Here is a 23,621-nt window from a genome sequence, read left to right on the forward strand (position 1 = left end):
TAGAAACATGATTGCATCTATTTTATATAGAATAACATAAAAAAATAGGAACTGCAAGCGATTTCAGATATTTATTAGTCTAAAAATTAAAATTTTAGAATATTATCAGAGTTTGTATGCTAAAATTGATGAGCATCATCATGAATCATTAAACAAATGCTTTATCGTGCCGTCTCTAATAAGAAATCCCCATGCTCAATTATCCGAGCATGGGGATTTCTTATTAATTATTTAGCGATTGGGTAAACAGAAACTTGTTTCTTATCGCGTCCTTTGCGTTCAAAGCGTACTACGCCTTCAACCTTTGCGAACAAAGTATCATCTCCGCCGCGTCCAACATTGACACCTGCATGGATATGAGTGCCGCGTTGACGGTAAAGGATAGAGCCGCCTGTTACGGTTTGACCGTCAGCTGCTTTAGCTCCCAGACGTTTCGCTTGTGAATCACGTCCGTTAGATGTAGAACCTCCACCTTTTTTGTGGGCGAATAGTTGCAAGTTAGCAAGATTCATTTTTAACATAATGTTTTTCCTCCGTGTTAGTTTTCTGTGATAACTCTGGTTTGGACGAACTCAGAAGAGTCCTCCGATAAGTTTGCCATTCCTAGGAAAAATGATTCAAAGAAAAGCTGAGTCATTTCTCTTTGGTGTGACGGTATATCCTGAGGAATTTCAACCTTCAGATAACCGCCTTCTATTTCGTTTAATTCTAAGTTTGGTTCGTAGCCTGCGAATTTCTCAACTGAATTGACAAAATTAATGGCGAGCGTCGAAACGGACGCACACACGACATCAAAGCCGTATTCACCACTCGCGGCGTGACCTGTGATTTCTGCACGCCTCAGTTCGCCATCTTCGGCTCTTTCAAAGACTGCTTGTATCATTTAATCTCCTTAAAATTAAGCGTTGATAGCGTTGATGACAACTTTTGTATATGGTTGACGGTGACCTTGTTTACGATGGCTGCCTTTTTTAGGTTTGTACTTATAAGTAACAACTTTCTTTTGCTTGCCTTGTTTTTCAACAGTTCCGACAACAGAAGCTCCAGCAACAAGCGGAGTTCCGACAACAGTGTTTTCACCACCAACAAGAACAACTTCGTCAAAAGTAACGTCTTGACCAGCTTCAGCGTTCAACTTTTCAACGTAGATTGCTTGACCAACTTCAACTTTAACTTGTTTTCCGCCAGTTTTAATGATTGCGTATGTGCTCATTATGCACCTCCTATGATTTTTTAGGGTTTCCCCGAATTTTGTGAAGACTCGCCTAGCATCGTGGGACGAACCACTTCTATCTCACAGAGTGAGCAACGATGTTCGCGCGGTTGCACAGGAATGTGCATAGTCAACTCTATAAGTATAGCACTTCTGCAGCTCTTTAGCAAGCTTTTTTATCTCATGAAAACGGATTTTCACGGATTATCTTTAGATTTTATCCACTAATGAACAAAGACTATTTCTGTTATCCGCTAACTGCTTTATTAAATAATTATTAGTTCAGAAAATTTCTAAATATAACGCCGCACCCTATCTTGATATTCTTGATAAGATTTCCCGAATTTTTCAAGACACCAGTGGGCCGCAGTCTGAAACATGACTAGAATCAAAATGAAAATCATTGACTTGGTCAAAAAAGCTATTCCCAAAAAACAAACAAGGTAAGCTACATACATGGGATTACGGGAATAGCGATAAAACCCCTTTGTATTCATACCGTTTTCATCTGGTCTAGCGAAGTCCCTCATACTGATAGCACACAAAGCCAAACCAAGCAGGTAGATAGCCACTCCAGCATAAAAGTAAACAGAAAAATCAAACTTAATTTCAAGCAAAAAAGAAGTTATGAACAAGGCTAGATTGCTCAATTGATAAATCATATAAGCTATCTTTTCTTTTCCTTGGACTGGTGCAAAATAAGCCGCGCGAGACAAAGCGTTTTTGCCGAAATGACTCAATAAAGGAAAACGAATCAGCAAAAAAGGAATTAAGAGAAAAACAGCAAGCATCAACGTCACCTTCCCTCGCTTTTACAGCAGCCCCTCAATCAGCTCGTCAACTTCATCAGCCTCTGCTTGCGGTCTGATTTCTGTAATCATGATTCCTGCGACAGCGCGCTCAACCAAACCTTCAACATCTAGGTAAGTTTCGTACTTCTCAGCATTCTTGATTTTCGGATTAGTTTTAGGTCGGTCTGGAGCAAAAATGGTACAGCAGTCTTCAAATGGTTGGATAGAGATTTGGAAAGTATCGATTTTTTCAGCAATGTCAATGATTTCCAGCTTGTCCATGGTCACGACAGGACGGATAACCGGTGTATTGGTTACAGCGTTGATAGCCTGCATACTCTCAATCGTTTGACTTGCCACCTGACCAAGACTTTCTCCGTTGATAATGACTTGAGCGCTCCGCTCCTCCCGAATCCGGTCTGTAATACGCATCATAAAGCGACGAGTCAGTGTCATGAGGTAGGCTTCTGGAGCCTTGGCCTTGATTTCCTCTTGAATCTCTGTAAAAGGCACTTCGATAAACTGGATGTTGCCACCAAACTTGGTCAGTTTTCGCGTCAAATCTTGAGCTTTTTTCAACGCACCTGGACTGGTGTAAGGTGGACTGGCAAAGTGAACCGCCTCAATATCTACACCGCGCTTGAGAGCCAAATAGCCGGCTACTGGTGAGTCAATTCCTCCCGACAGCATGAGCATACCCTTTCCTGAAGTACCAACTGGCAGGCCTCCAGCACCACGAATCGTCTCATAAGAAATATAGGCCGCTTCTTCACGAATTTCGACCCGTAGCTCAATATCCGGCGCTTTCATCTTGACCTGAACATTGGGAATAGCCTCAAAAACAGCATCACCAAGTGTATGGTTAAGCTCGCGGCTATCCAATTCAAAACTGTGATCACTGCGCTTGCTGGTAATCTTAAAGGTCATGCCCTCTTGATAGACTTCCTTCATGATAGATTGAACAGCCTCGATTAGGGCTGGTACAGACTTTTCGATTTTGTAAGACGGCGAGAAATTCTGAATCCCAAAAATCTGCTTGAGCGATTCAGCGACTGGCTTATAATCGGTTCCTTGCAGATAGATATGAGTGCGGTCACGGTCAGCCTTGACATGAACCCGCGGATAGATTGATAAGACAGCTTGGATATTGCGTTTGAGTTTGTTGATAAAGCGCATGCGGTTCTTGCCCTTGGTTGAGAGCTCACCGTAGCGCACCATAATTTCTGAATATTGCATTGTTTACCTTACTTTTCTGGTTTTTTCGTAAATAATTTTAAAAGTTGTCAAAAACTGCTCCATCTGACTCATATCATTGTCAAGATCCAAACTGATGCGAACAGCAGTTTGAGCCAGAGACTTTTCGACGCCCATAGCGATTAGGGTTCCTGCAGGCTTACCGACCTTAGAAGAGCAAGCACTGGTAGTCGAGATATAGATCTCGTAGTCTTCAAACGCATGGACGACGACTTCACCCCGCACTCCCTTGATACCAAAGGTTAGTATATGGGGGGCGAAATCTTCCATGTCTGAGAAAATCACCACATCTGGATACTTCTGCAGTTCTTCAAGAAGAATCTTCTTCATCTGAGTCGTCCGCTGGGCAAATGCTTCTTGCTTTTCCATGGACAAACGCAGAGCTTTAGCTGTCGCAGCAATGCCAGCTAAATTTTCTGTTGTGGAGCGCTTGTCCGACTCCTGACCTCCACCAGTCAAAAGCGGACTGATTTTCTTGCCAGACTTGATATAGACAAATCCTACTCCCCGGACACCGTGAAATTTATGACTGGAAAATGTCGCAAAATCAACGCGATCCGTCAGATAAGCAGCTGTTGGAATCTTCGTAACAGCCTGTACAGCGTCCACATGAAAGGAAATAGTCGGCTTGTCTGCTAGCAGTTCGGATATTTTCTGAATGGGCTGAATACTGCCGATTTCATTATTGACAGCCATGATGGAGATTAGAGTGGTGTCTGGTCGAATTAGCTCCGCTAGCTTGTCTACCTCAACAAAACCAGAATTATCCACTGGAGCAAAATCGACTTCAAATCCCTGACTCTGCAACCAGAGGGCTGATTCTTTAACCGCGGGATGCTCAATATTAGATACGATGATGTGTTTGCCAAAAGGAACCTTTTCAAAAGCAACTCCCTTTAGCACCCAGTTGTCCCCTTCAGTTCCTCCGGACGTAAAAAAAATCTCCGATGAAGACTTGCCTAAAAGCTCTGCTATTTGCTTGCGTGAAGCTTCTAAGAGACGGGTTGCCTGACTGCCTAAACTGTGCAGACTGGATGGATTTCCCCAGATTTTAGAAGCTACTTCTGTGTAAGCGGCCAAAACCTCAGGATAAGGTTTGGTTGTCGCTGAATTATCTAAATAAATCATGTTCTTTCCTCAAAATTTCAATACTCCTATTGTAACACGAAAGAGAAACTGGAACAAGAAAGAAAATACCCTAAATTCTGTAGAACTTAGGGCTAAACATCACCGGTCATAAAACTCATGCAGTAAGCCAAAGAGTTCTTGTTGTTGAGCGAACAAGCTCTGACCGATGGTAGTAGATTTGATGAGGGTTCGTTCCTCTACATTTTCAATCACCTTTTTCAGGGAGGTCTGAGCAAAAGGCGATTCTACAACTTTTTGAGCATTTTGGAAAGGCTGATGGGTCACCAGCTGGAAGCCATAGGAATTATTGAGCAGTGAATAGCCAGCCGTTCCAGTCTTCTTCTGATAAGCCTTGCAGAGACCACCATCAATGACAAAGAGCAGACCGCCCCCACGGATAGGTGACTCTCCCTTGCCTGTCTTAACCGGAGTATGACCATTGACCATTCTAGACTCTTGAGAAAAGAGACCAAATTCTTCCAAAATCAGCTGGCAGACTTTCTCAGAATTACGATAAGAAAAATAAGAATTTTCCACTTCCTTGTGGGTCTCCTTATCTTCAATGAAATAGCGCTCCAAGGTAGTCATCTTTTCTTTGCCAAACAGAGGAGAAAGCTTACCTTTCCAGCAATACCAAATCAAATCAGTCGACAAATCATCGCCCACTTCCTTGTCCTTGGCCGCCTGCCGAATATGATACTCAAAGAAATCCAGCAATTCCTTGCCCGCATAATGGGCTTGATTGAGAATGAAAGGCTGGAATTCTCCTGATGGCTCCAAAGGAATGCAGCCGTGAAAAAGCAAGTGCTGGTTGTAAATCTTATACATAGAGCCTTTGTTCATCAGAAGACTCATATGCTCAGCCATCTTAAGAGAACTTTGGAATGAGGCCAGCATACTGTCTACAGCTTGATTTTCTTCTGGTGTCAAAGCTGACGGATTTTCCGAATTGATAGTTTGGAAACAAGTGTTAACCAGGGCATGCTTGGTATCGTCAATCGTAACACTTTCTTCCCAATAATCAATCTTGTCCAGCATAACATGGTCCTGCATCTGGAATTCAGGCCGTCGTTTGATGAGTTGATTTTCCAGCTTGAACTGGATAATCGCCAAGGCTTGGTGAACCTTTTCCAGCTGCAGAATTTCCTCTTCAGAAAACTCCTGCTCTCTACCGCCTAGAATGGGTCTAAACTTAGGATTAGACTGGTAAGTCTTGTCCGCAAAAAGAGTCAAGGAGCGCAGGTTTAAACCATAATCTTTCTCGATATCCCAGAGATAACCGTAGCGAGCTGCTATGCGCAGCACATTGAGCAAGCAAGCCTTGGAGCCAAAAAAGGCTCCCATCCAGATAATGTCGTGATTTCCCCATTGAATATCAAGCGAGTGAAAATGCTGCAGTTCATCCATGACCTGAGCGCTGCCAGCTCCTCTGTCAAAAATATCTCCAACCACATGTAGATGGTCAATCAACAACTGCCGAATACTTCGGGCCAAGCCCAAAATAAAGGGCACCGCTTCTCTCAGCTCAATCACATAAGTCAGGATATTCTCAAAATAAGACTTTTTATCAGCCAAAGCCCTGTCACTATAGAGCAGCTCCTCGATAATATAGGCATACTGTGGCGGCAAAGCCTTTCTAACCTTGGACCGACTATATTTTGCACCTGCAAAAGCCAGCAAGTTCAAGAGCTGGGGAATGGTTTCCTGATACCAGTCTTGGCCTTTAGTTTCTTCCCCCAGCACTAGCTCAGGATAGGAAACCAGCGCTGACAAGCGGTCTTTATGAGCTTCTGACAAGCTATCTCCAAAACAGTCCTTGATCTTCTCATTGAGGATACCAGCACAGCTTCTCAAAATATAGTCAAAAGCAGCAAACTCCCCGTGAATGTCACTGATATACAGCTCCGTCCCTTTGGGCAGATTCAAAATTGCCTCTAGATTGGTCAGCTCTGTAATGACCTTCTGCCGACTGTCAAATTCTTTCAGTAAAATCCGCTTATATTGCTCCATCATCAACCCTCACTCTATAACCGCTTTTTGCAATCTTCTCTCTTATCTCAATTTCTTTAAATGGTCTTCAATCAAGAAAGCCGTTTCCTCGATTGATTTATCCGTGATATTGATGACATGAGCCCGATACTTTTTAAAGACTTCTTTTGAGTAGTCTAGTTCTTCATATATCTTTTCCAGATCTGTATAGCTGGTTGACTGGGTCAATCCCAGAGAATTCAAGCGATTACTGCGTATCTTAGACAGTTTTTCTGGCTCACATAAGAGGCCGATAATCCGCTCCGGATCAACCTTATCCAAGACCTGAGGCAGAGGGACTTCTGGAATCAAAGGCAGGTTGGAAACCTTATAGCCTTTATTAGCCAGATAAATACTGAGTGGCGTTTTGGATGTACGGGAGACGCCTAGGAGCACTAAATCTGAATCTAAAAAACCTTGTGGCGCCTTGCCGTCGTCGTATTTGACAGCAAACTCAATAGCGGAAATTTTATTAAAATACTCAGTGTCCAGCCGGTGCAGAGTACCCGGCACCTCTATAGGACTGGTGCCCGTCTTTTCTCTGATAATCTCAAAAAATGGATGCATCAAATCCAGATAAGCAAGGCCATTGGCCTTGCTGAACTCTCTAGCTGCAGCAGCTAGCCCACCATCGACCAGTGTACTGATGACAAGGGCATCGTCCTTGATGGCATCGCGCAGAATATCCAGCAATTCTTCTTCTTTGTTGATAAATGGAAAACGATAGCTGTTATTAAAAATAATATCTGGGTACTGGGCTGTCACCGCAGACAATAGCTTCTGCGAAGTCCCCCCCAAAGAATCTGAAATGCTGTAAACAATAATTTCTTTCTTCATGTTCATTCCTCTTATCTATTAACCTCAGCACTTCTGGCCTCTTGAATAATATAATCCAGCAGAGCTGACTTGGTCACAGTTCCTAAAAGCTTACGTTCATTATCCTTATCCACTACCGGCAGTGAATCAATCGCAAAATCCTGCAAAACTGCTGCCGCTTCCAAAATATTCATATCCTTGTAGCAAGTTTTAATATGGGGCATTCGGGTCATGCAGACCGCTACAGGCGTGCTGTCAATGTTAGTATTGAGCGAAGCCCGCAGCAAGTCCTTACGCGACAAAATCCCCAAGAGCAGCTTATGCTCATCAATGACATAGAGAACATCCGCATCATACATAAATAAGGTGATAATGGCATCTTGAATAAAGGAATCATGAGATACCAAAACAGGAGATGTCATAATTTCCGCCACTTCCTTTCGAAAGGTATCGAAAAAGAAAAGCGTCTCTAAATCTGAGCCCGAGTATGTGTAACCAACTTTAGGCGTAGCCTTCAAAATCCCAACCAAGGTCAGAAAAGACAGGTCCGAGCGCAGTGTCGCCCGAGAAATATCGAGTAATTCAGAGATTTTCTCACCGCTGAGTGGCTGGTGTTCTTTTACAATTTCTACAATTTTCTTTTGCCGTTCACTTAATTTCAAATAGGTCTGACTCCTTCGTTCTTTATAATAGATGATTAGCCTGAATTCGCTTAAAATTTAGGAATTATAACTCATATTTTATTTTTAAACGTTTAAATAATCATCATTTTGTAACACATTATAACAAAAAAAGAAAAATTGTCAATGAAATAGGATGCTTTTTTCTGTTGACAAATATATGTGATGTATATTACAATGTATTTGTCCTACAATATGACACATATTTCATAATTTTGGAGGTAAATATGGCGAAATGGATTCACTCCTTCGAGGAAGGATGTGCAGATGATAAGGCTTTGCTTGGCGGAAAAGGAGCCAACCTAGCTGAAATGACCAATTTGGGACTGCCTGTCCCTCCAGGTTTTACTATTACTACAGAAAGCTGTATCGAATATTTAAAAAGCCCTTATTTCTTTGAATCCTCTTTAAAAGAAGATGTTTTAAAAGCGGTTACTGTCCTAGAAGAAAAAACAGGTAAATATTTCAGTGGCAACGACTCAGCCTTGCTCTTAGTGTCTGTTCGAAGCGGAGCCAAGTTTTCCATGCCGGGCATGATGGACACTATTCTCAATCTAGGTCTAAACGATTTAAGAACCCAGACTCTGGCTGAGCAGACCAACGCTGACTTTGCCTACAACTGCTATCGACGTCTGCTGCAAATGTTTGCTGATGTAGTTTATGGCATTTCCAAAGATGAGTTCGATGACCTTTTGGGCTATTTTGAAAGGAATGCTGGCAAACAGGCCAAGGATTTCACATTGGATGAACATCAAGCATTAATCGACCAGTACAAGCAGCTTTATCGTGAGCATCATCAAACCTTCCCCCAAAGCTCGAAAGAGCAGCTTTATGCTGCTATCAAGGCGGTCTTCAAGTCTTGGAATAATCCCCGTGCTGAGGTTTACCGCAACTTGAATGATATTCCTCATGACTTGGGAACAGCGGTGAATGTCCAAGCCATGGTTTTCGGAAATAGCGACCAAGCCAGTGGTACAGGAGTCGTCTTTACGAGAAACCCTGCCAGCGGTGAGCATCAGCTATTTGGCGAGTTCTTGCTCAATGCACAAGGAGAGGATGTCGTAGCTGGCATTCGGACCCCTGAGCCTATTGCTGCACTTGAGACAGCTCTCCCTCAGGCCTATGCAGCCTTCCAAGACTATGCTAAGATTCTCGAAAACCACTACAAGGACATGCAAGACATCGAATTTACCATCGAAAAGGGTAAACTCTATATTCTCCAAACTAGAAACGGTAAACGGACCGCCAAGGCATCTTTGAAAATCGCCTTAGATTTGGTAGACGAGGGCATTATTAGCAAAAAAGAAGCTCTCCAGCGCGTATCTCCTGCTACGATTAGCCAACTCATCCATCCTGTATTTAAAGAAAAAGCTCTGCAAGATGCTCCTTTCTTGGCTCAAGGACTGCCAGCCAGCCCTGGTGCTGCAACTGGCGAGATTGTCTTTACAGCTGAGCGCGCCAAAGACTACCACTCCTTGGGTAAAAAGGTCATTTTAGTCCGTCAGGAAACTTCCCCTGAAGACATTGAGGGTATGGTCGTCAGCCAGGCCATCGTAACCAGTCAGGGCGGTATGACCTCTCACGCAGCTGTCGTAGCCCGAGGAATGGGAACCTGCTGTGTGGCTGGCTGTGGAGAGTTGACCATCAGCGAGGAAAGCAAAACTGTTTCCTGCGGAAGTCTTGTTTTGACTGAAGGTGATGTCATTTCAGTTGATGGTAGCTCTGGGCGCATTTATAGCGGTGAGATTCCGACCGTCCTAGTCGAAAATGACCAAGAACTCCAACGACTGCTTTCTTGGGCAGACGAAGTCGCACAGCTCAAAGTCCGTGCCAACGCAGAGACCGTTCAAGATCTAAAAACAGCTATTAAGTTTGGGGCAAAGGGCATTGGTCTGGCTCGTACCGAACACATGTTCTTTGGTCAAGAACGGATTCTAGAAATGCGGCGCCTGATCCTGGCCGACAACGAATTGGAAACTAGATCCGCCCTCAAAAAACTGCTGGAGTTCCAAGAAAAAGACTTCTATCAAATGTTCCAAGCAGTTCAGGACAAACCTATGATTATCCGTCTTTTGGATCCGCCCATGCATGAATTTCTACCTAAAGATTCACAGGATATCAAGGCTTTGGCTGACAAACTGCACAAATCGCCAGAAAAACTGACTCGCCGCATTGAACAGCTGCAAGAAAGCAATCCTATGCTGGGTCACCGCGGCTGCCGTCTGGGGATTACGCAACCAGAGATTTACAAGATGCAGGTCGAAGCCGTTTTCAAGAGTGCTATCAAGCTGAGTCAGGAAGGATTGACTGTCAAGCCAGAAATCATGATTCCGCTGATTGCGGACAAGGCCGAGCTGGACTCTGTCAAAGCCTTTCTCATCCAACATATTAACAAGCTCTTTAGGCATCAAGGTCAGGAGCCTTTCCCTTATGAAATTGGCACTATGATTGAACTTCCGCGCGCCTGTCTGGTTGCAGACCAGCTGGCTCAGGAAGCGGACTTCTTCAGCTTTGGTACTAACGACCTGACCCAGATGACCTACGGTTTCTCACGAGACGATATTGGAAAATTCATCGGCCATTATAAGGAGAAAGAAATTCTTCCTTTTGATCCTTTCCAAAGTATTGACCAGGACGGCGTTGGTGAATTGATGCGCATAGCTATCAGCAAAGGGCGTCAAGTCAAGCCTGAACTTCCTATCGGCATTTGTGGCGAGGTCGGTGGCGATCCTGCTTCCATCCCCTTCTTCCAAGAAATTGGCGTCACCTATGTCTCCTGCTCTCCTTATCGAGTTCCAGCAGCTAGGCTGGCTGTCGCTCAAGCGGCACTCCAAGATGAGAAGGCATGATTACTTTGCTATTCTAGCTCAAGAAGCTGCTCAACCAAAACTTGAGCAGCTTCTTTTCTTAACAGCAATCTTCTGTGTGCGTTTTCATAGATAAAAATTTGATTTTTTTAAGACATTTTCAGATAAAAAACGTATAATGAGAGATAAGAAATCATTGAAATTTTAAAAGGAGATTCTTGCAAGCATGGAAAGCTATTCTCGCAGTAATAAAAATAAGACAAAATCATCTAAAAAACCTACTAAACAGCATATTAAAACCGGCCTTTCAGCCTTCCAAAAGACCATTGCAACGGTTGCCAGTATCTTGTCCATCATCATTGCCAGCATCACGATTATGAATCTGACCAGTCATAAGGATGAAAAATCCAAAACTGATACCAGCAGCTCTACTGCAACGACAACTATTATCAAGGAAATCGAAAAAGAAACAAGCAGCCCCGCTTCAACGGCTGCAAATGATACTGCTGCTTCCAGCAGCGATGGAGCAGCGGTTGAGACTAGTGCATCTAGCTCTGCAGCAAATACAGCAGCAGGCGACACTACCGCTTCTAGCCAGAGTCAAGATACTGCAACCAATACTCAGACAGAAGCTTCAAACTAAACAAGCAGAAAACGCCCAGCTCATTGAGCCAGGCGTTTTTCTTGTATTCATCAAGTAAGCTTATTAGACTATCACTTCCGATACATCTTGACTTGAAGATAGAGATCGTTGTAGGTTCCCAGCCATTTAGGGCCCAACTGCTCATAAACTTCCAGATGTTTCATCGTTTCTTCTGTCGGATAAAAAGCCTCATCTTCCTGAATTTCCTTAGGCAGCATGGCCTTGGCAGGAAGATTTGGTGTCGAATAGCCGACATAAAGGGCATTTTTATAAGCATTCTCCGGTCTCAGCATAAAGTTAATAAACTGATAGGCCGCTTTTTTATTTTTGACGGTTTTTGGAATGACTATATTGTCAAACCAAAGATTGCTGGCCTCTGTAGGCACGACATAGCGCAGGTCTTCATTGGCTTCCAGCATCTGACGAGCCTCACCAGAAAAGGTCACACCGATAGCGGCATTGTTCTGAATCATATAACCTTTCATCTCATCAGCCACAATGGCCTTGATGTTTGGCGTCAGAGTGTAGAGCTTATCAACAGCCTCCTGCAACTGATTTGCATCTTTGGAGTTTAGACTATGGCCATCCGAGTTCAGACCAAGTCCCATGACTTCGCGGGCTCCGTCAATCATCATGATGGAGTTTTTGTATTCAGGACGCCAGAGGTCATTCCAATGCTCTGGAGCTTTATCAACCATTTTTTCATTGTAGACAATGCCCAGCGTTCCCCAAAAATAAGGAATCGAATACTGATTTCCAGGATCGAAAGGCTGGTCTAAAAAGTCAGATCCGATATTTTCCAAACCTTTAATCTGGCTATGATCTAGCTTTTCCACCAAGCCTTCCTTCATCATCTTGGCAATCATATATTCACTGGGAATAGCAATGTCGTATGTTGTGCCGCCCTGCTTTACTTTCGTATACATGGCTTCATTGGAGTCAAATGTATCGTACTGGATTTGGACACCAGTTTCCTTAGTAAACTCAGTCAGCAGCTCAGGATCAATATAGTCACCCCAGTTGTAAATAACTAACTTATCGCTTTCCTTACTCTGCGTCCGACTTTCGATCTGGTAACTAACACCCCACAAGACTAAGATAATCAGCAGAATCCCCGCTAAAAATGAATAGAGCTTTCTCATACGGCCTCCTCCTTCTCACGGGTGATAAAGTAATACCCAATTACCAAAGCAATGCTGAAGAGAAAGACCAAGGCTGATAGGGCATTGATTTCCAGAGAAATCCCCTGACGAGCGCGGGAGTAAATCTCAACAGACAGAGTAGAGAAACCATTGCCTGTAACGAAGAAGGTCACAGCAAAATCATCTAGCGAATAGGTAAAAGCCATGAAGTAGCCAGCGATAATGGCTGGAGTCAGATAAGGCAACATGATTTCTTTCAGCATTTGCAATTGGCTGGCGCCTAGGTCATAGGCAGCCTTAATCATATCATCATTCATTTCCTTCAGACGCGGAAGAATCATCAGCACCACAATCGGAATGGAAAAGGCTACATGGCTAGCCAGCACAGACAGGAAGCCCAGCTGGAATTTTGCAGTAGTAAAGAGAATCAGAAAACTGGCCCCAATCATGACATCCGGCGCTACCATGAGGATATTGTTGATAGACAGAAAGGCATCCTGATATTTCTTGCGGGCTTGATAAATATAGATGGCTCCAAAAGTTCCAATCAGCGTCGCAATCAATGACGACAGGAAAGCCAGAAAGAAAGTCTGAACCAAAATCAAAATCAGGCGTGAATCCTCAAAGAGATTCTGAAAATGGCTGAGACTGAATCCTGTAAAACGATTCATGTCTTCCCCAGCATTAAAAGCATAAGCAATCAGGTAAAAGATGGGAATATACAGTACCAAAAAGACAAAAGCCAGATAGATATTTGCAATTTTTTTCATCGCCCTCTCCTTTCCTTGGTTGCCCACATGGTAAAGAGCATAGCAACAATCAGCACCACTCCGATAGTAGAGCCCATGCCCCAGTTCTGAGTGGTCAGGAAGTGCTGCTCAATGGCTGTCCCCAGAGTAATTACCCGATTACCCCCGATTAAGCGGGTCAGCATGAAAAGGCTGAGACTAGGGATAAAGACTGACTGCACTCCACTTCTGACACCATTCAATGACAAAGGGAAAACGACCCGACGGAAAGTCTCCCAGCGATTGGCTCCCAAGTCATAGCTGGCATTGATAAGATTTGGATCCAAATCATCCAGAACGTTGAAAATGGGCAGAATCATAAAAGGCAGCTCAATGTAGCTAGCTACAAAGATAAATGAAAAGTCCGTAAAGAGAATCTGCTGCGGGCCTACTCCAATAAAAGTCAGAAATTGATTGATTGAGCCATTCTGACCAAAAATTCCGATAAAAGCATAAGCTTTAAGCAGGAGATTGATCCAGGTCGGCAGGACAATCAGCATCAGCCAAAGCTGCTTGTGCTTGAGCTGAGTCAAAAAGAAGGCGGTCGGATAGGAAATCAGCAGGGTTACGAGAGTAATAATCCCTGCATAAAGGACCGAATTCAGACTCATCTTGAGATAGGTCCAGTTCTGCGATGTAAAGTAGGTCTGGTAATTTTCCAGCGTAAACTGGCCTTCAATATTAAAGAAGGATTTCCAGATAATCATGACAACAGGTGCCAGGACAAAGAGGAAAATCCAGAGCAGGTATGGCAAGAGAAAAAGATTAGAGGTTGTTTTCTTCATCGCGTTCCTCCTCAATAGCATTGATCAGCCCCGCTTCCTGCTCTTCTACTTCTACATATTCTTCGATACGGGCATCGAATTCTTCTTCAGTTTCATTGAGACGCATGATATGGATATCTTCAGGCTCGAAATGTAGACCAATTTCTTCACCAACAATGGCCTTGCGAGTCGAGTGAATCATCCATTCATTGCCCAGTTCATCATAAGCGATAATCTCATAGTGAACGCCACGGAAAAGCTGGGTATCAACTTTAACCTGCAGCTTGCCTTCTTCTGGCAGAGTAATCCGCAAGTCCTCCGGCCGAATCACCACTTCAACAGATTCATTTGGGCGCATCCCACCATCCACTGCTTCAAAGCGCTTGCCGTTAAACTCAACCAGATAGTCCTCAATCATCTTACCTGGCAGAATATTGGACTCGCCAATGAAGGTTGCAACAAAGTGGTTGATGGGCTCGTCATAAATATCAACAGGCGTCCCCGACTGAACAATCTCGCCGTCATTCATAACGAAAATCCAGTCGCTCATAGCCAGAGCTTCCTCTTGGTCGTGCGTGACAAAGACAAAGGTAATGCCGAGACGCTGCTGCAATTCCCGCAACTCATACTGCATATCTGTACGCAGCTTCAAATCCAGAGCAGACAGCGGCTCATCCAGTAAAACAACCCGCGGCTGATTAATGATTGCCCGCGCGATGGCTACACGCTGGCGCTGACCGCCCGACAGTTTGCGAATAGAACGGCGCTCAAAACCTTCTAGCTGAACCATTTTCAGCACTTCAGCAACCCGCTCTTGAATTTCTTTTTTATCAACCTTGCGCAGACGCAGCGGAAAGGCAACATTTTCAAAAACATTCATATGCGGAAACAGTGCATAGGACTGAAAAACCGTGTGGACGTCTCTTTTATTAGTGGGAATATCATTGATGCGGACGCCATCAAGAAAAATATCCCCGTCTGTCGCGTCTAAAAGACCAGCAATGATGTTCAGAATCGTTGATTTACCAGAGCCGGAAGAGCCTAGCAAAGTATAGAACTTTCCTTCTTCCAGCTCGAAATTAATATCTTTCAGAACGACAGTATTATTATCTTCAAAAACTTTTGAAACGTTTTTAAACTCGATGATTGGTTTTTTCAATTGTCATAAATTCCTTCTTTCTCGTATTAACAGATTAAGGGTTCTGTCAGACCGCTGCTACCTCGTGAGGGCTGTAAAGGCCCTTTATAAATTCCGTGTCGATAGGCTTTCACCCCCTTACTAAGTTGCAGCCAGCTGCAGTTCCTTATCCAGCATACTTCTACTGGAAATCATATCTGTCTTACAGAGATTCACCAATGATGCGGACTTCGCGCTCCAGAGTAATACCTGAATTTTCCCGCACCCTTTCAATCACATGAGCGATAAGATTTTCGTAATCTTGAGCCGTTCCTTTATCGACGTTAATCATAAAGCCGGCATGCTTCTCAGATACCTCTACACCACCGATCCGATGACCTTTGAGTCCTGCTTCACTAATGAGCTGACCAGCAAAGTAACCCAAAGGACGCTTGAAAACAGAGCCACAGGATGGATATTCCAAAGGCTGCTTGAGCTCCCGCAGATGGGTTAAGCGCTCCATTTCCTGACGAATCGTTCTGTGAACACCAGGCGAAAGAGCAAACTTAGCAGAAATAACAATGTCGCCTGTTTCCTGAACTAGTGAGTGGCGATAGCCAAACTTCATATCTCGAACGTCCAGCGTTTTGACCTGTCCCTGAGGAGTCAGTACCTTACAAGATACCAACACATGAGCAATCTCGCCGCCATAAGCCCCAGCGTTCATAAAGACAGCTCCGCCGACGCTACCAGGAATGCCACAGGCAAACTCAAAGCCAGTCAGACTATTCTGCAGGGCGATATGGGTTGTCTGAATCAGATTAGCTCCAGCCTCTGCTTCAATCATATAGCCATCTACTGCTATATTGTTGAGCTTGTCAAACATAATCACGAAACCTCGGATACCGCCATCTCGCACAATGATGTTACTAGCATTTCCCAGCACCATCCAAGGAATGTCTTCTTGATTGGCAAAATTGACAATGCGAGCTAGCTCATAACGATTACGGGGGAAAACTAAGAAATCGGCTGCGCCCCCGACCTTTGTATAAGTGTATTGGCTCAAAGGCTCATTGAAGCGAATGTCGATTCCCTCTAATTCAGATTTTAATTTCTCTAGTTTTTGCATGATTTTCTCTCTTTTATGTAAACAAAATACACTCTATTATATCAAAAATCTATGGCATTTACGATAGATTACAAAGAAAAAGCTGAGAAAGGTCAGCTTTTTAATGATTATAATTGCCTAGTAGCAAAACGTTGTGTTTGAGTAGAAAGAGCATTCCTGATGGCACCGAAAGCTAACTCACTCGCCAGAGCCTGTAATTCTAAATGATCCATAAAGTGAATTATCCTCCTTTAAGCTAGACCCATTATAGCACAGTTAGGTATAAAAAGATAGGGATATCAACTCCATAGCTTAGAAATGAAAAAAGAGGCTCATAGAAAACCTCTTGATGATTTATTTTTCTACTCGCACACCCTCAGTATCCACCTGAAGCTGGAAGATTTGTCCCTTGAAATTCTGTTTTTGCAGAAGCTGATAAATCTTCTCTGTCTTGTGCTTAGGCGATAAGACCATGACAGTTGGGCCCGCTCCTGAAATATAGGTTGCATAAGAGCCATTTTTTCTGGCTAAGAACTTAATATCTGAAAATTCCTTGATCAAAGGTTGACGGTATTTTTCGTGGAACAAATCAGACTCGATTGCCCGACCAGCGATTTTCATATCACCTTTTAAAAGAGCAGCAATCGCAACATTGGCAATGGAGCTAGCCGCAACAGCTTCCTTGTAAGAAAGCCGATTTGGTAAGACTTGGCGGCTCTCTACTGTCCGAAGCTCATAGTCCGGGATATAGGCGATGAAGTCTGCGTCCGGAAAGTCCGCCACCACAGCAGACACCTGATTTCTAGATGAGCTAGATACGACCAAATTACCATAAATCGCCGGCGCAACATTGTCAGGATGTCCTTCAATCTTGGTAGCGATTTTCAGTTTCTGATAATCCGACAAATTAAGGTGAGCCAGCTCGTTAGCCAATTCAATGCCAGCCACAATGACCGAGCTAGAAGACCCAAGCCCGCGAGCCAATGGAATATCACTGGTCATTTTCAAACGGCGCGGCTGAATATCTGGAGCCAACTGCAGCGCAATCTTAACCAGTAAATTGCGTCGGTCCTTAGGAATTCTCGGATTGAGGTCATGTTCAATCACCCACTCCTGACTTTCTTCCAAGACTTCAATTTCCAAATATTTTGACAGAGCTACCCCAACGGAGTCAAAGCCAGGACCGATATTGGCACTGGTCGCCGGTACAATAATTTTCATCTTAATCTCCTAATACTTTGAAGGTATTGAGCAAGTCAAACTCAGCAACTTCTTTGAGCTTAGCAGTGACATTTTCCAGCTGTGTCTTGCTGACAGCATGGGTAATAATCACCACGCGAGCCTTCTCACCATCTGTACCTTCCTGCAGAATCTGCTTAAAGGAAATATCCTCAGCATTGAAAATCTCAGCCAAATGCAGAACTTGACCTTTAGAATCAGGTGCCAAGATAGAGAAGTAATAGCTGCTCTTCACATCTTCTGGCTTAGCTAGCACAAGCTCACGGCTGAATTCATTAAAGGCCTTGCCAACTGTTCCTTCATTCAAACGGCGGCTGATACGGACAATATCTGCCACAACACTAGTTGCGGTTGGTTTTTGACCTGCTCCTGGTCCGTAGTACATGGATTCTCCGATGCCGATGGATTCGACAAAGACGGCGTTCATTACCCCATTGACACTAGCCAAAGGATGCGCTTTAGGCAAAAATGTTGGAGCTACTTCTGCTGCAATACCTGATGCTGTTTCTTCAATAGAACCAACCAGCTTGACTACATAGCCCAAATCTTGAGCAACAGCCACATCTTCTGGTGTGATATTTCGAATTCCCTGATGTCCCACATCTTCAAACTTAACATTCATACCAAAAGCGAACTGACTAAGAATGACCATCTTGTAAGCCGCATCAATGCCATCTACGTCATTGGTTGGGTCGCTTTCAGCAAAACCAAGACGCTGTGCTTCAGCAAGAGCATCTTCATAAGACCAACCCTCTTCCACCATCTTGGTCATCATAAAGTTAGAGGTTCCATTGACGACACCCAAGATACGGGTAATTTTGTCAGAAGCCAATGAATTAACCAAGGTACGGAGGATTGGAATTCCACCGGCAACAGCTGCTTCATAATAGAGAGCTACATTTTGCTTTTGAGCAATTTCCAGCAACTCTGCTCCGTGAACAGCCAGCAAGTCCTTATTAGCTGTTACCACATGTTTGCCAGCTTCAAGAGCACGAGTGATGAACGTTTTCGCTGGCTCGATTCGTCCCATCAATTCTACAACGATGGTAATTTCAGAATCCTTCAGAATTTCTTCAACATTTGTGACAAAGTTAAAGTCATTTCCAGCTGCTAAAAGACGATCTTTTTCGGCATCGTCCTTGACCAAGACTTTAGCAACCTCAATCTCTGAATGAGCCGCTTGAACGATTTTTTCTCCATTTTCTTTCAGCAAAAAAGGCACACCGCTGGCCACTGTTCCAAAACCAAGTAAAGCTATTTTAATAGACATGAAGCACTCCTTGAAAATTTCTTGTATAAAAAATATTATAACAAAATTATAAAAAAATGCCTACAAAACTACTTCTTTATTTGTTATAATAGATGTAAATTTCCGCAAGGAATTGTAATTTTTTAAAAAAAGGAGATATTATGACAGGAAAACACCGAGGAAATCGCATGCAGCAACGCAAAGCTAGAAAAAGAGCTATTTTGCTTTCTTTAACGAGTTTATTACTTTTTCTTGTCTTGATTGTAGGTGGCTTTTCTTTACTAGCCAAGCTGCAAAACTCGCACAATCAAAAAGAAGCTAATAACGTATCAACGAACCAGGTTAATACTTCATCTAAAACTTCGTCAGCACCGACTCGGGAAAAAAAGACAACTTCGGATGACAACAGTAAAGACAAAGTCAAATGGGTCAAGCAAGACCAGCCAGTTCAAGTTCCTATCTTGATGTATCATGCCATTCACGTCATGGACCCATCAGAAGCAGCTAATGCTGGTTTGATTGTAGATCCAGCTACATTTGAAAGCCATCTGAAAGCCTTGAAAGACGCAGGCTACTATCCACTAACACCGGCAGAAGCATACAAGGTACTGACGGAGAATGTCTTGCCAGAAAATAAAAAAGTCGTCTGGCTGACCTTCGATGATAGTTTAAGGGATTTCTATACTAATGCCTTTCCACTTCTCCAGAAATATGACATGAAAGCAACCAATAATGTCATTACTGGATTTGTTCAAGCAGGTCGTGAAGATATGCTGACACTGGATGAGATAAAGGAAATGAAGGACAAAGGCATGTCCTTTGAAGACCACACTGTCAACCATCCTGACCTCTCAGCAACTGCAGAAGACCAACAAAAAATTGAGTTAAAAGATTCTAAGTCTTACTTAGACAAAGAACTGTCTCAAACCACAACAACTGTTGCCTATCCATCTGGACGATACAGTGATGCAACCTTGCAGATTGCTGAAAGCCTTGGTTACAAGATGGGACTGACAACCAATAACGGTCTAGCCTCCCTATCCAATGGCTTGCTCACACTCAACCGAGTACGCGTTAACCCAACCACTACTGCAGAAGACCTGCTAAATGAAATCGCAACAAACTAAAATCTTAAAAAGCTTGCTTCACCTGAAGCAGGCTTTTTCTATTCCTATGATTATAGCTTCTTTCAAATACCAAAAAACACCAGCTCCAAAGAACTGGTGTAAAGGTTTATTTAGACTTGATATAGTTGATACCATCCGCTTTCGGAGCAACAGCTTTACCAAAGAATGCCGCAAGCACTACAATCGTCAATACGTAAGGCGCAATCTGCAGATAAACCGTTGGAACACTTGAAAGCAATGGCAATTGGTTCCCGATAACCGCCAAACTTTGGGAAGCTCCAAAGAAGAGACTCGCCAACATGGCACCAATAGGACTCCATTTACCAAAAATCATAGCTGCCAAGGCGATAAATCCTGGACCTACGATAGTTGTCACAGCAAAGTTAACAGAGATTGACTGAGCATAAATAGCTCCGCCAATACCACCGAGTAATCCAGAGATCATGACACCACAATAACGCATGAGATAAACATTGATCCCCAAGGTATCTGCCGCCTGCGGATGCTCTCCGACTGAGCGAAGACGCAGTCCAAATTTGGTCTTAAACATGACAAACCAAGCGAGGAAAGAGAAAGCAATAGCAAGATAACCAACCAAGCTTGTATGCTTGAAGAAAATGTCTCCCAAGACTGGAATATCAGACAGGACAGGGAAATTAAACTTCCCGAATGAACGCTGAATGTTATCCGTTTGTCCCTTGTTATAAATAGCTTTAACAAGGAAAATTGCCAAGGCTGGCGCCAGCAAGTTCAGCACTGTACCACTCACAACGTGGTCCGCACGGAAAGTAATAGTTGCCACAGCATGGATAAGAGAGAAGACAACTCCGACCAAACCAGCAGCAATCAAAGAAAGCCACGGAGTCGCACTACCAAAACTCTTCTCGAAAGTCAGGTTAAAGAGAACGCCTGTAAAAGCCCCCATAACCATGATTCCTTCCAAGCCGACATTAACCACACCAGCGTGTTCAGAGTAAGCCCCGCCAATACTTGTGAAAATCAAGGGAGCCGCATAAATCAGCATAGATGATACTAATAAACTTAATACCGTTACAATATTCATCCTAGTTTCCCTCCTTCACTTTTTTAGCTTCCTGGCGACGATTTTTAAGGAAATCAAAGATTGTCATACCTGTCATACGCTCAATCAGATAGTGCGCACTGACAAAGAAGATGATAGAAGCTGTTACGATGTTTACAAGTTCTGTTGGAATCTGAGCCACGTTCATACCTGGAGCACCAACGCTCAGAACCGCAAAGAGGAAGGCTGCAAAGAGGATTCCAATTGGAGAATTGGCTGCCAAGAGACTTACCGCCATACCATTGAAACCAACACTCAAGGAACTTCCTTGAACAAAGACATTCTGATAAGTTCCAAGTCCTTCTACAACTCCTCCAAGTCCTGCAAGAGCACCTGAAATAATCATAGATACGATAATAGTACGCTTAGATGACATCCCTGCATACTCAGATGCATTTGGATTAAGCCCTACAGCACGAATTTCAAAACCAAGTGTTGTTTTCTTAAGCAAGTACCAAATAACCACTACTGCAATCAAGGCAAAGAAGATACCGATATTCATACGAGAGTTAGATGTAAGGCTTCTCAACCACTCTGTTTGATAAATCGCATTGGCACTGACACGCTTACTAGAGTCAACACTCTGCATCACAGATTCTGGGAAACTATGAATAAGGGCATTTCCAACAAAAAGAACAATATAGTTCATCATAATGGTTACGATAACTTCACTCGTTCCCAGATAAGCGCGTAGAATTCCTGGAATAGCACCAACAATACCACCAGCTACTGCTGCAATGACTACAGTCGCCAATAACATCAAAGGACGAGGTAAATTAGGGAAGGAAAGTGCAAACCAACCAGCCAAAATCCAGCCAGCTAAGGCTTGACCAGGAAGCCCAACATTAAAGAATCCAGCCCGGCTAGCTACAGCAAAGCCCAAACCAATGAGAATCAGAGGTCCCATCGCACGAGAAATCTCACCCAAACTTCTCAAAGAACCAAAAGCTGTTTTAAAGAGGGATTCATACCCCCAGATAGCATCATAACCAAAGATGGCCATGACAACCGCTCCTAATAAAATCCCTAGAAGAACTGAGATTAAAGGAACCGCAATCTGTTGTGTTTTTTTAGACATTTGAAGCTCCCTTCTGAATCTTACCACCGGCCATGAGAATACCAAGCTCTTGCTTATTAGTTTCCTCTGGAGTTACAATTCCCTGAATCTTACCATCGTGGATAACGGCGATTCTATCAGAAACATTGAGGATTTCGTCTAGCTCAAAGCTAACAACGAGGACAGCCTTACCTTGAGTCCGCGCTTCAATCAAACGTTTATGAATGTATTCAATAGCTCCCACGTCAAGTCCGCGAGTTGGCTGACTGACAATCAGAAGGTCTGGATCACGGTCCACTTCCCGAGCAATGATAGCTTTCTGCTGGTTTCCTCCTGAAAGAGCTGAAGCAGGTACATATTCGCTAGCCGCCCGAACATCAAATTCATCCATCAACTTGCGTGCGTAAGAATAAATGTTACCGTAATTCAGGATTCCATTTTTACTGAGCGGTTCTTTATAGTAAGTCTGTAGAGCAATATTTTCAGAAATGGACATTGCCAGGACTAAACCATCACGGTGGCGGTCTTCAGGAACGTGGCTGACTTTCATTTCAGTTATCTGCCGCGGCTGCTTACCAATAATAGACTGGTTCTTAATTGTAATCTCGCCAGAGCTAGCTTTTCTAAGGCCTGTAATAGCCTGAATCAGCTCGGTTTGACCATTGCCATCAATACCAGCAATACCAACAATCTCACCAGCTCGGACATCAAGAAAAAGTCCCTTAACAGCTGGAACACCACGGTTTTCTTCAACAACAAGATCTTTGATTGACAAGACAGTTTCTTGAGGATTAGCAGGCTCTTTCGCAGTCTTGAAGGAAACAGCTCGTCCCACCATCATTTCAGCCAGATCTTGGTTAGTTGCACCAGCGATTTCAACTGTTTCAATGGATTTTCCGCGACGAATAACCGTTACGCGGTCAGAAACTGCCCGAATCTCATCCAACTTGTGAGTGATAAGAATGATAGACTTTCCTTCTTTGACCAGATTCTTCATGATTTTCATCAATTCATCGATCTCAGCTGGCGTCAGAACGGCTGTCGGCTCGTCAAAGATGAGAATGTCCGCCCCACGATAAAGAGTTTTCAGAATCTCAACCCGCTGCTGGGCACCGACAGAAATATCTTCAATCTTAGCAGATGGATCAACTGCCAAGCCGTATTTCTCAGAAAGTTCCTTAATTTCTTTAGCGGCACCTTTCAAGTCCAACACACCATTTTTTGTGATTTCACTTCCAAGGATGATATTTTCAGCGACAGTAAATGCTTCAACAAGCATAAAGTGCTGGTGCACCATCCCGATACCAAGTGAGGCCGCCTTTGATGGAGAATCCAGTTTAACTGACTTTCCATTCACTACAATCTCACCGCTGGTCGGCTCAAGCAGGCCAGCCAGCATATTCATCAAGGTTGACTTGCCGGCACCATTTTCTCCCAAAAGAGCGTGAATTTCACCTTTTCTGAGTTCCAAATTGATTTTATCATTGGCTACAAATTCACCAAAAATCTTGGTAATTTCTCGCATTTCAATGACATTTTCATGTGTCATGGCTCTTTCCTTTCCAGAATTTCATTTTATTTCAATAAAA

22 protein-coding genes and 1 other annotated feature are annotated in these 23,621 nt (G+C 43.5%); of the genes, 3 read left to right on the plus strand and 19 right to left on the minus strand.

The window, feature by feature from the left end; all coding sequences use genetic code 11:
- Positions 1-227: 227 nt before the first annotated feature.
- From rpmA to DQM55_RS06570, 9 genes are all read right to left on the minus strand, one after another.
- The gene (gene rpmA / locus DQM55_RS06530) at positions 228-521 is read right to left on the minus strand and encodes a 50S ribosomal protein L27 (protein ID WP_002895619.1); all 294 of its coding nucleotides are present in this window, start codon (positions 519-521) and stop codon (positions 228-230) included.
- 17 nt (positions 522-538) lie between these two features.
- Complete coding sequence (locus DQM55_RS06535; protein WP_002900460.1) at positions 539-883, minus strand: ribosomal-processing cysteine protease Prp; 345 nt, start codon at positions 881-883, stop codon at positions 539-541.
- 15 nt (positions 884-898) lie between these two features.
- Positions 899-1,213 (minus strand): 50S ribosomal protein L21, encoded by a 315-nt coding sequence (gene rplU / locus DQM55_RS06540; protein WP_002904398.1) that lies wholly within the window; start codon positions 1,211-1,213, stop codon positions 899-901.
- Between the two features lie 34 nt (positions 1,214-1,247).
- Positions 1,248-1,335: a sequence feature (ribosomal protein L21 leader region), on the minus strand.
- Positions 1,336-1,506: 171 nt separating this feature from the next.
- Positions 1,507-2,004 carry a methyltransferase family protein gene (locus DQM55_RS06545; RefSeq protein ID WP_111675883.1) on the minus strand — a complete coding sequence of 166 codons (498 nt, stop codon included), beginning with the start codon at positions 2,002-2,004 and terminating at the stop codon, positions 1,507-1,509.
- 21 nt (positions 2,005-2,025) lie between these two features.
- Positions 2,026-3,240, minus strand: a complete 1,215-nt coding sequence (gene thiI / locus DQM55_RS06550) for a tRNA uracil 4-sulfurtransferase ThiI (protein ID WP_111675884.1) — start codon at positions 3,238-3,240, stop codon at positions 2,026-2,028.
- Positions 3,241-3,243: 3 nt separating this feature from the next.
- Positions 3,244-4,386, minus strand: a complete 1,143-nt coding sequence (locus tag DQM55_RS06555; protein ID WP_111675885.1) for a cysteine desulfurase family protein — start codon at positions 4,384-4,386, stop codon at positions 3,244-3,246.
- Between the two features lie 99 nt (positions 4,387-4,485).
- Complete coding sequence (locus DQM55_RS06560; RefSeq protein ID WP_111676936.1) at positions 4,486-6,396, minus strand: fructose-1,6-bisphosphatase; 1,911 nt, start codon at positions 6,394-6,396, stop codon at positions 4,486-4,488.
- 42 nt (positions 6,397-6,438) lie between these two features.
- Complete coding sequence (locus DQM55_RS06565) at positions 6,439-7,257, minus strand: pyruvate, water dikinase regulatory protein (protein ID WP_002924939.1); 819 nt, start codon at positions 7,255-7,257, stop codon at positions 6,439-6,441.
- 5 nt (positions 7,258-7,262) lie between these two features.
- Positions 7,263-7,892: a CBS domain-containing protein gene (locus DQM55_RS06570; RefSeq protein WP_002921433.1), complete on the minus strand. Its 630-nt coding sequence runs from the start codon at positions 7,890-7,892 to the stop codon at positions 7,263-7,265.
- A 245-nt stretch (positions 7,893-8,137) separates the two neighbouring features.
- Between DQM55_RS06570 and ppdK the strand changes: the two genes are divergently transcribed.
- Positions 8,138-10,759: a pyruvate, phosphate dikinase gene (gene ppdK / locus DQM55_RS06575; protein WP_111675886.1), complete on the plus strand. Its 2,622-nt coding sequence runs from the start codon at positions 8,138-8,140 to the stop codon at positions 10,757-10,759.
- 184 nt (positions 10,760-10,943) lie between these two features.
- The gene (locus DQM55_RS06580; protein ID WP_111675887.1) at positions 10,944-11,360 is read left to right on the plus strand and encodes a DUF6556 family protein; all 417 of its coding nucleotides are present in this window, start codon (positions 10,944-10,946) and stop codon (positions 11,358-11,360) included.
- A 71-nt stretch (positions 11,361-11,431) separates the two neighbouring features.
- Here DQM55_RS06580 and DQM55_RS06585 read toward each other — a convergent pair whose 3' ends face one another.
- From DQM55_RS06585 to DQM55_RS06615, 7 genes are all read right to left on the minus strand, one after another.
- Positions 11,432-12,502, minus strand: a complete 1,071-nt coding sequence (locus DQM55_RS06585) for an ABC transporter substrate-binding protein (protein WP_009660359.1) — start codon at positions 12,500-12,502, stop codon at positions 11,432-11,434.
- Positions 12,499-13,272, minus strand: coding sequence for an ABC transporter permease (locus DQM55_RS06590; protein ID WP_111675888.1), 774 nt, complete (start codon positions 13,270-13,272; stop codon positions 12,499-12,501). Before DQM55_RS06590 ends, DQM55_RS06585 begins: the two co-directional genes overlap by 4 nt.
- Entirely contained in the window at positions 13,269-14,075 is an 807-nt protein-coding gene (locus DQM55_RS06595) for an ABC transporter permease (protein WP_111675889.1), read from the minus strand. The genes DQM55_RS06590 and DQM55_RS06595 overlap by 4 nt, the downstream gene beginning before the upstream one ends.
- Entirely contained in the window at positions 14,056-15,213 is a 1,158-nt protein-coding gene (locus DQM55_RS06600; protein ID WP_002904388.1) for an ABC transporter ATP-binding protein, read from the minus strand. Before DQM55_RS06600 ends, DQM55_RS06595 begins: the two co-directional genes overlap by 20 nt.
- A gap of 181 nt (positions 15,214-15,394) precedes the next feature.
- Positions 15,395-16,300 carry a UDP-N-acetylmuramate dehydrogenase gene (murB, locus tag DQM55_RS06605; RefSeq protein WP_111675890.1) on the minus strand — a complete coding sequence of 302 codons (906 nt, stop codon included), beginning with the start codon at positions 16,298-16,300 and terminating at the stop codon, positions 15,395-15,397.
- 333 nt (positions 16,301-16,633) lie between these two features.
- Complete coding sequence (gene thrB, locus DQM55_RS06610; protein WP_111675891.1) at positions 16,634-17,500, minus strand: homoserine kinase; 867 nt, start codon at positions 17,498-17,500, stop codon at positions 16,634-16,636.
- Position 17,501: 1 nt separating this feature from the next.
- Positions 17,502-18,788, minus strand: coding sequence for a homoserine dehydrogenase (locus tag DQM55_RS06615; protein WP_111675892.1), 1,287 nt, complete (start codon positions 18,786-18,788; stop codon positions 17,502-17,504).
- A 140-nt stretch (positions 18,789-18,928) separates the two neighbouring features.
- Between DQM55_RS06615 and DQM55_RS06620 the strand changes: the two genes are divergently transcribed.
- Positions 18,929-19,894: a polysaccharide deacetylase family protein gene (locus DQM55_RS06620; RefSeq protein WP_111675893.1), complete on the plus strand. Its 966-nt coding sequence runs from the start codon at positions 18,929-18,931 to the stop codon at positions 19,892-19,894.
- A 106-nt stretch (positions 19,895-20,000) separates the two neighbouring features.
- Here the strand turns inward: DQM55_RS06620 and DQM55_RS06625 are convergent, their stop codons facing one another.
- The 3 genes from DQM55_RS06625 to DQM55_RS06635 are packed head-to-tail and all read right to left on the minus strand — an operon-like array spanning position 20,001 to position 23,581.
- The gene (locus DQM55_RS06625; protein ID WP_002897685.1) at positions 20,001-20,957 is read right to left on the minus strand and encodes an ABC transporter permease; all 957 of its coding nucleotides are present in this window, start codon (positions 20,955-20,957) and stop codon (positions 20,001-20,003) included.
- A gap of 1 nt (position 20,958) precedes the next feature.
- On the minus strand, positions 20,959-22,053 hold the full coding sequence (locus DQM55_RS06630) for an ABC transporter permease (RefSeq protein WP_111675894.1): 1,095 nt from the start codon (positions 22,051-22,053) through the stop codon (positions 20,959-20,961).
- The gene (locus DQM55_RS06635; protein WP_111675895.1) at positions 22,046-23,581 is read right to left on the minus strand and encodes an ABC transporter ATP-binding protein; all 1,536 of its coding nucleotides are present in this window, start codon (positions 23,579-23,581) and stop codon (positions 22,046-22,048) included. Before DQM55_RS06635 ends, DQM55_RS06630 begins: the two co-directional genes overlap by 8 nt.
- Positions 23,582-23,621: the final 40 nt, after the last annotated feature.

Source organism: Streptococcus sanguinis, from assembly GCF_900475275.1.
In the GTDB taxonomy this organism is placed as follows: Bacteria; Bacillota; Bacilli; order Lactobacillales; family Streptococcaceae; genus Streptococcus; species Streptococcus sanguinis_N.

Coding starts and splice junctions, on each gene's coding strand:
- rpmA (WP_002895619.1), bottom strand. CDS start 521: ATGTTAAAAATGAATCTTGCTAACTTGCAACTATTCGCCCACAAAAAA.
- DQM55_RS06535 (WP_002900460.1), bottom strand. CDS start 883: ATGATACAAGCAGTCTTTGAAAGAGCCGAAGATGGCGAACTGAGGCGT.
- rplU (WP_002904398.1), bottom strand. CDS start 1,213: ATGAGCACATACGCAATCATTAAAACTGGCGGAAAACAAGTTAAAGTT.
- DQM55_RS06545 (WP_111675883.1), bottom strand. CDS start 2,004: ATGCTTGCTGTTTTTCTCTTAATTCCTTTTTTGCTGATTCGTTTTCCT.
- thiI (WP_111675884.1), bottom strand. CDS start 3,240: ATGCAATATTCAGAAATTATGGTGCGCTACGGTGAGCTCTCAACCAAG.
- DQM55_RS06555 (WP_111675885.1), bottom strand. CDS start 4,386: ATGATTTATTTAGATAATTCAGCGACAACCAAACCTTATCCTGAGGTT.
- DQM55_RS06560 (WP_111676936.1), bottom strand. CDS start 6,396: ATGGAGCAATATAAGCGGATTTTACTGAAAGAATTTGACAGTCGGCAG.
- DQM55_RS06565 (WP_002924939.1), bottom strand. CDS start 7,257: ATGAACATGAAGAAAGAAATTATTGTTTACAGCATTTCAGATTCTTTG.
- ppdK (WP_111675886.1), top strand. CDS start 8,138: ATGGCGAAATGGATTCACTCCTTCGAGGAAGGATGTGCAGATGATAAG.
- DQM55_RS06580 (WP_111675887.1), top strand. CDS start 10,944: ATGGAAAGCTATTCTCGCAGTAATAAAAATAAGACAAAATCATCTAAA.
- DQM55_RS06585 (WP_009660359.1), bottom strand. CDS start 12,502: ATGAGAAAGCTCTATTCATTTTTAGCGGGGATTCTGCTGATTATCTTA.
- DQM55_RS06590 (WP_111675888.1), bottom strand. CDS start 13,272: ATGAAAAAAATTGCAAATATCTATCTGGCTTTTGTCTTTTTGGTACTG.
- DQM55_RS06595 (WP_111675889.1), bottom strand. CDS start 14,075: ATGAAGAAAACAACCTCTAATCTTTTTCTCTTGCCATACCTGCTCTGG.
- murB (WP_111675890.1), bottom strand. CDS start 16,300: ATGCAAAAACTAGAGAAATTAAAATCTGAATTAGAGGGAATCGACATT.
- thrB (WP_111675891.1), bottom strand. CDS start 17,500: ATGAAAATTATTGTACCGGCGACCAGTGCCAATATCGGTCCTGGCTTT.
- DQM55_RS06615 (WP_111675892.1), bottom strand. CDS start 18,788: ATGTCTATTAAAATAGCTTTACTTGGTTTTGGAACAGTGGCCAGCGGT.
- DQM55_RS06620 (WP_111675893.1), top strand. CDS start 18,929: ATGACAGGAAAACACCGAGGAAATCGCATGCAGCAACGCAAAGCTAGA.
- DQM55_RS06625 (WP_002897685.1), bottom strand. CDS start 20,957: ATGAATATTGTAACGGTATTAAGTTTATTAGTATCATCTATGCTGATT.
- DQM55_RS06630 (WP_111675894.1), bottom strand. CDS start 22,053: ATGTCTAAAAAAACACAACAGATTGCGGTTCCTTTAATCTCAGTTCTT.
- DQM55_RS06635 (WP_111675895.1), bottom strand. CDS start 23,581: ATGACACATGAAAATGTCATTGAAATGCGAGAAATTACCAAGATTTTT.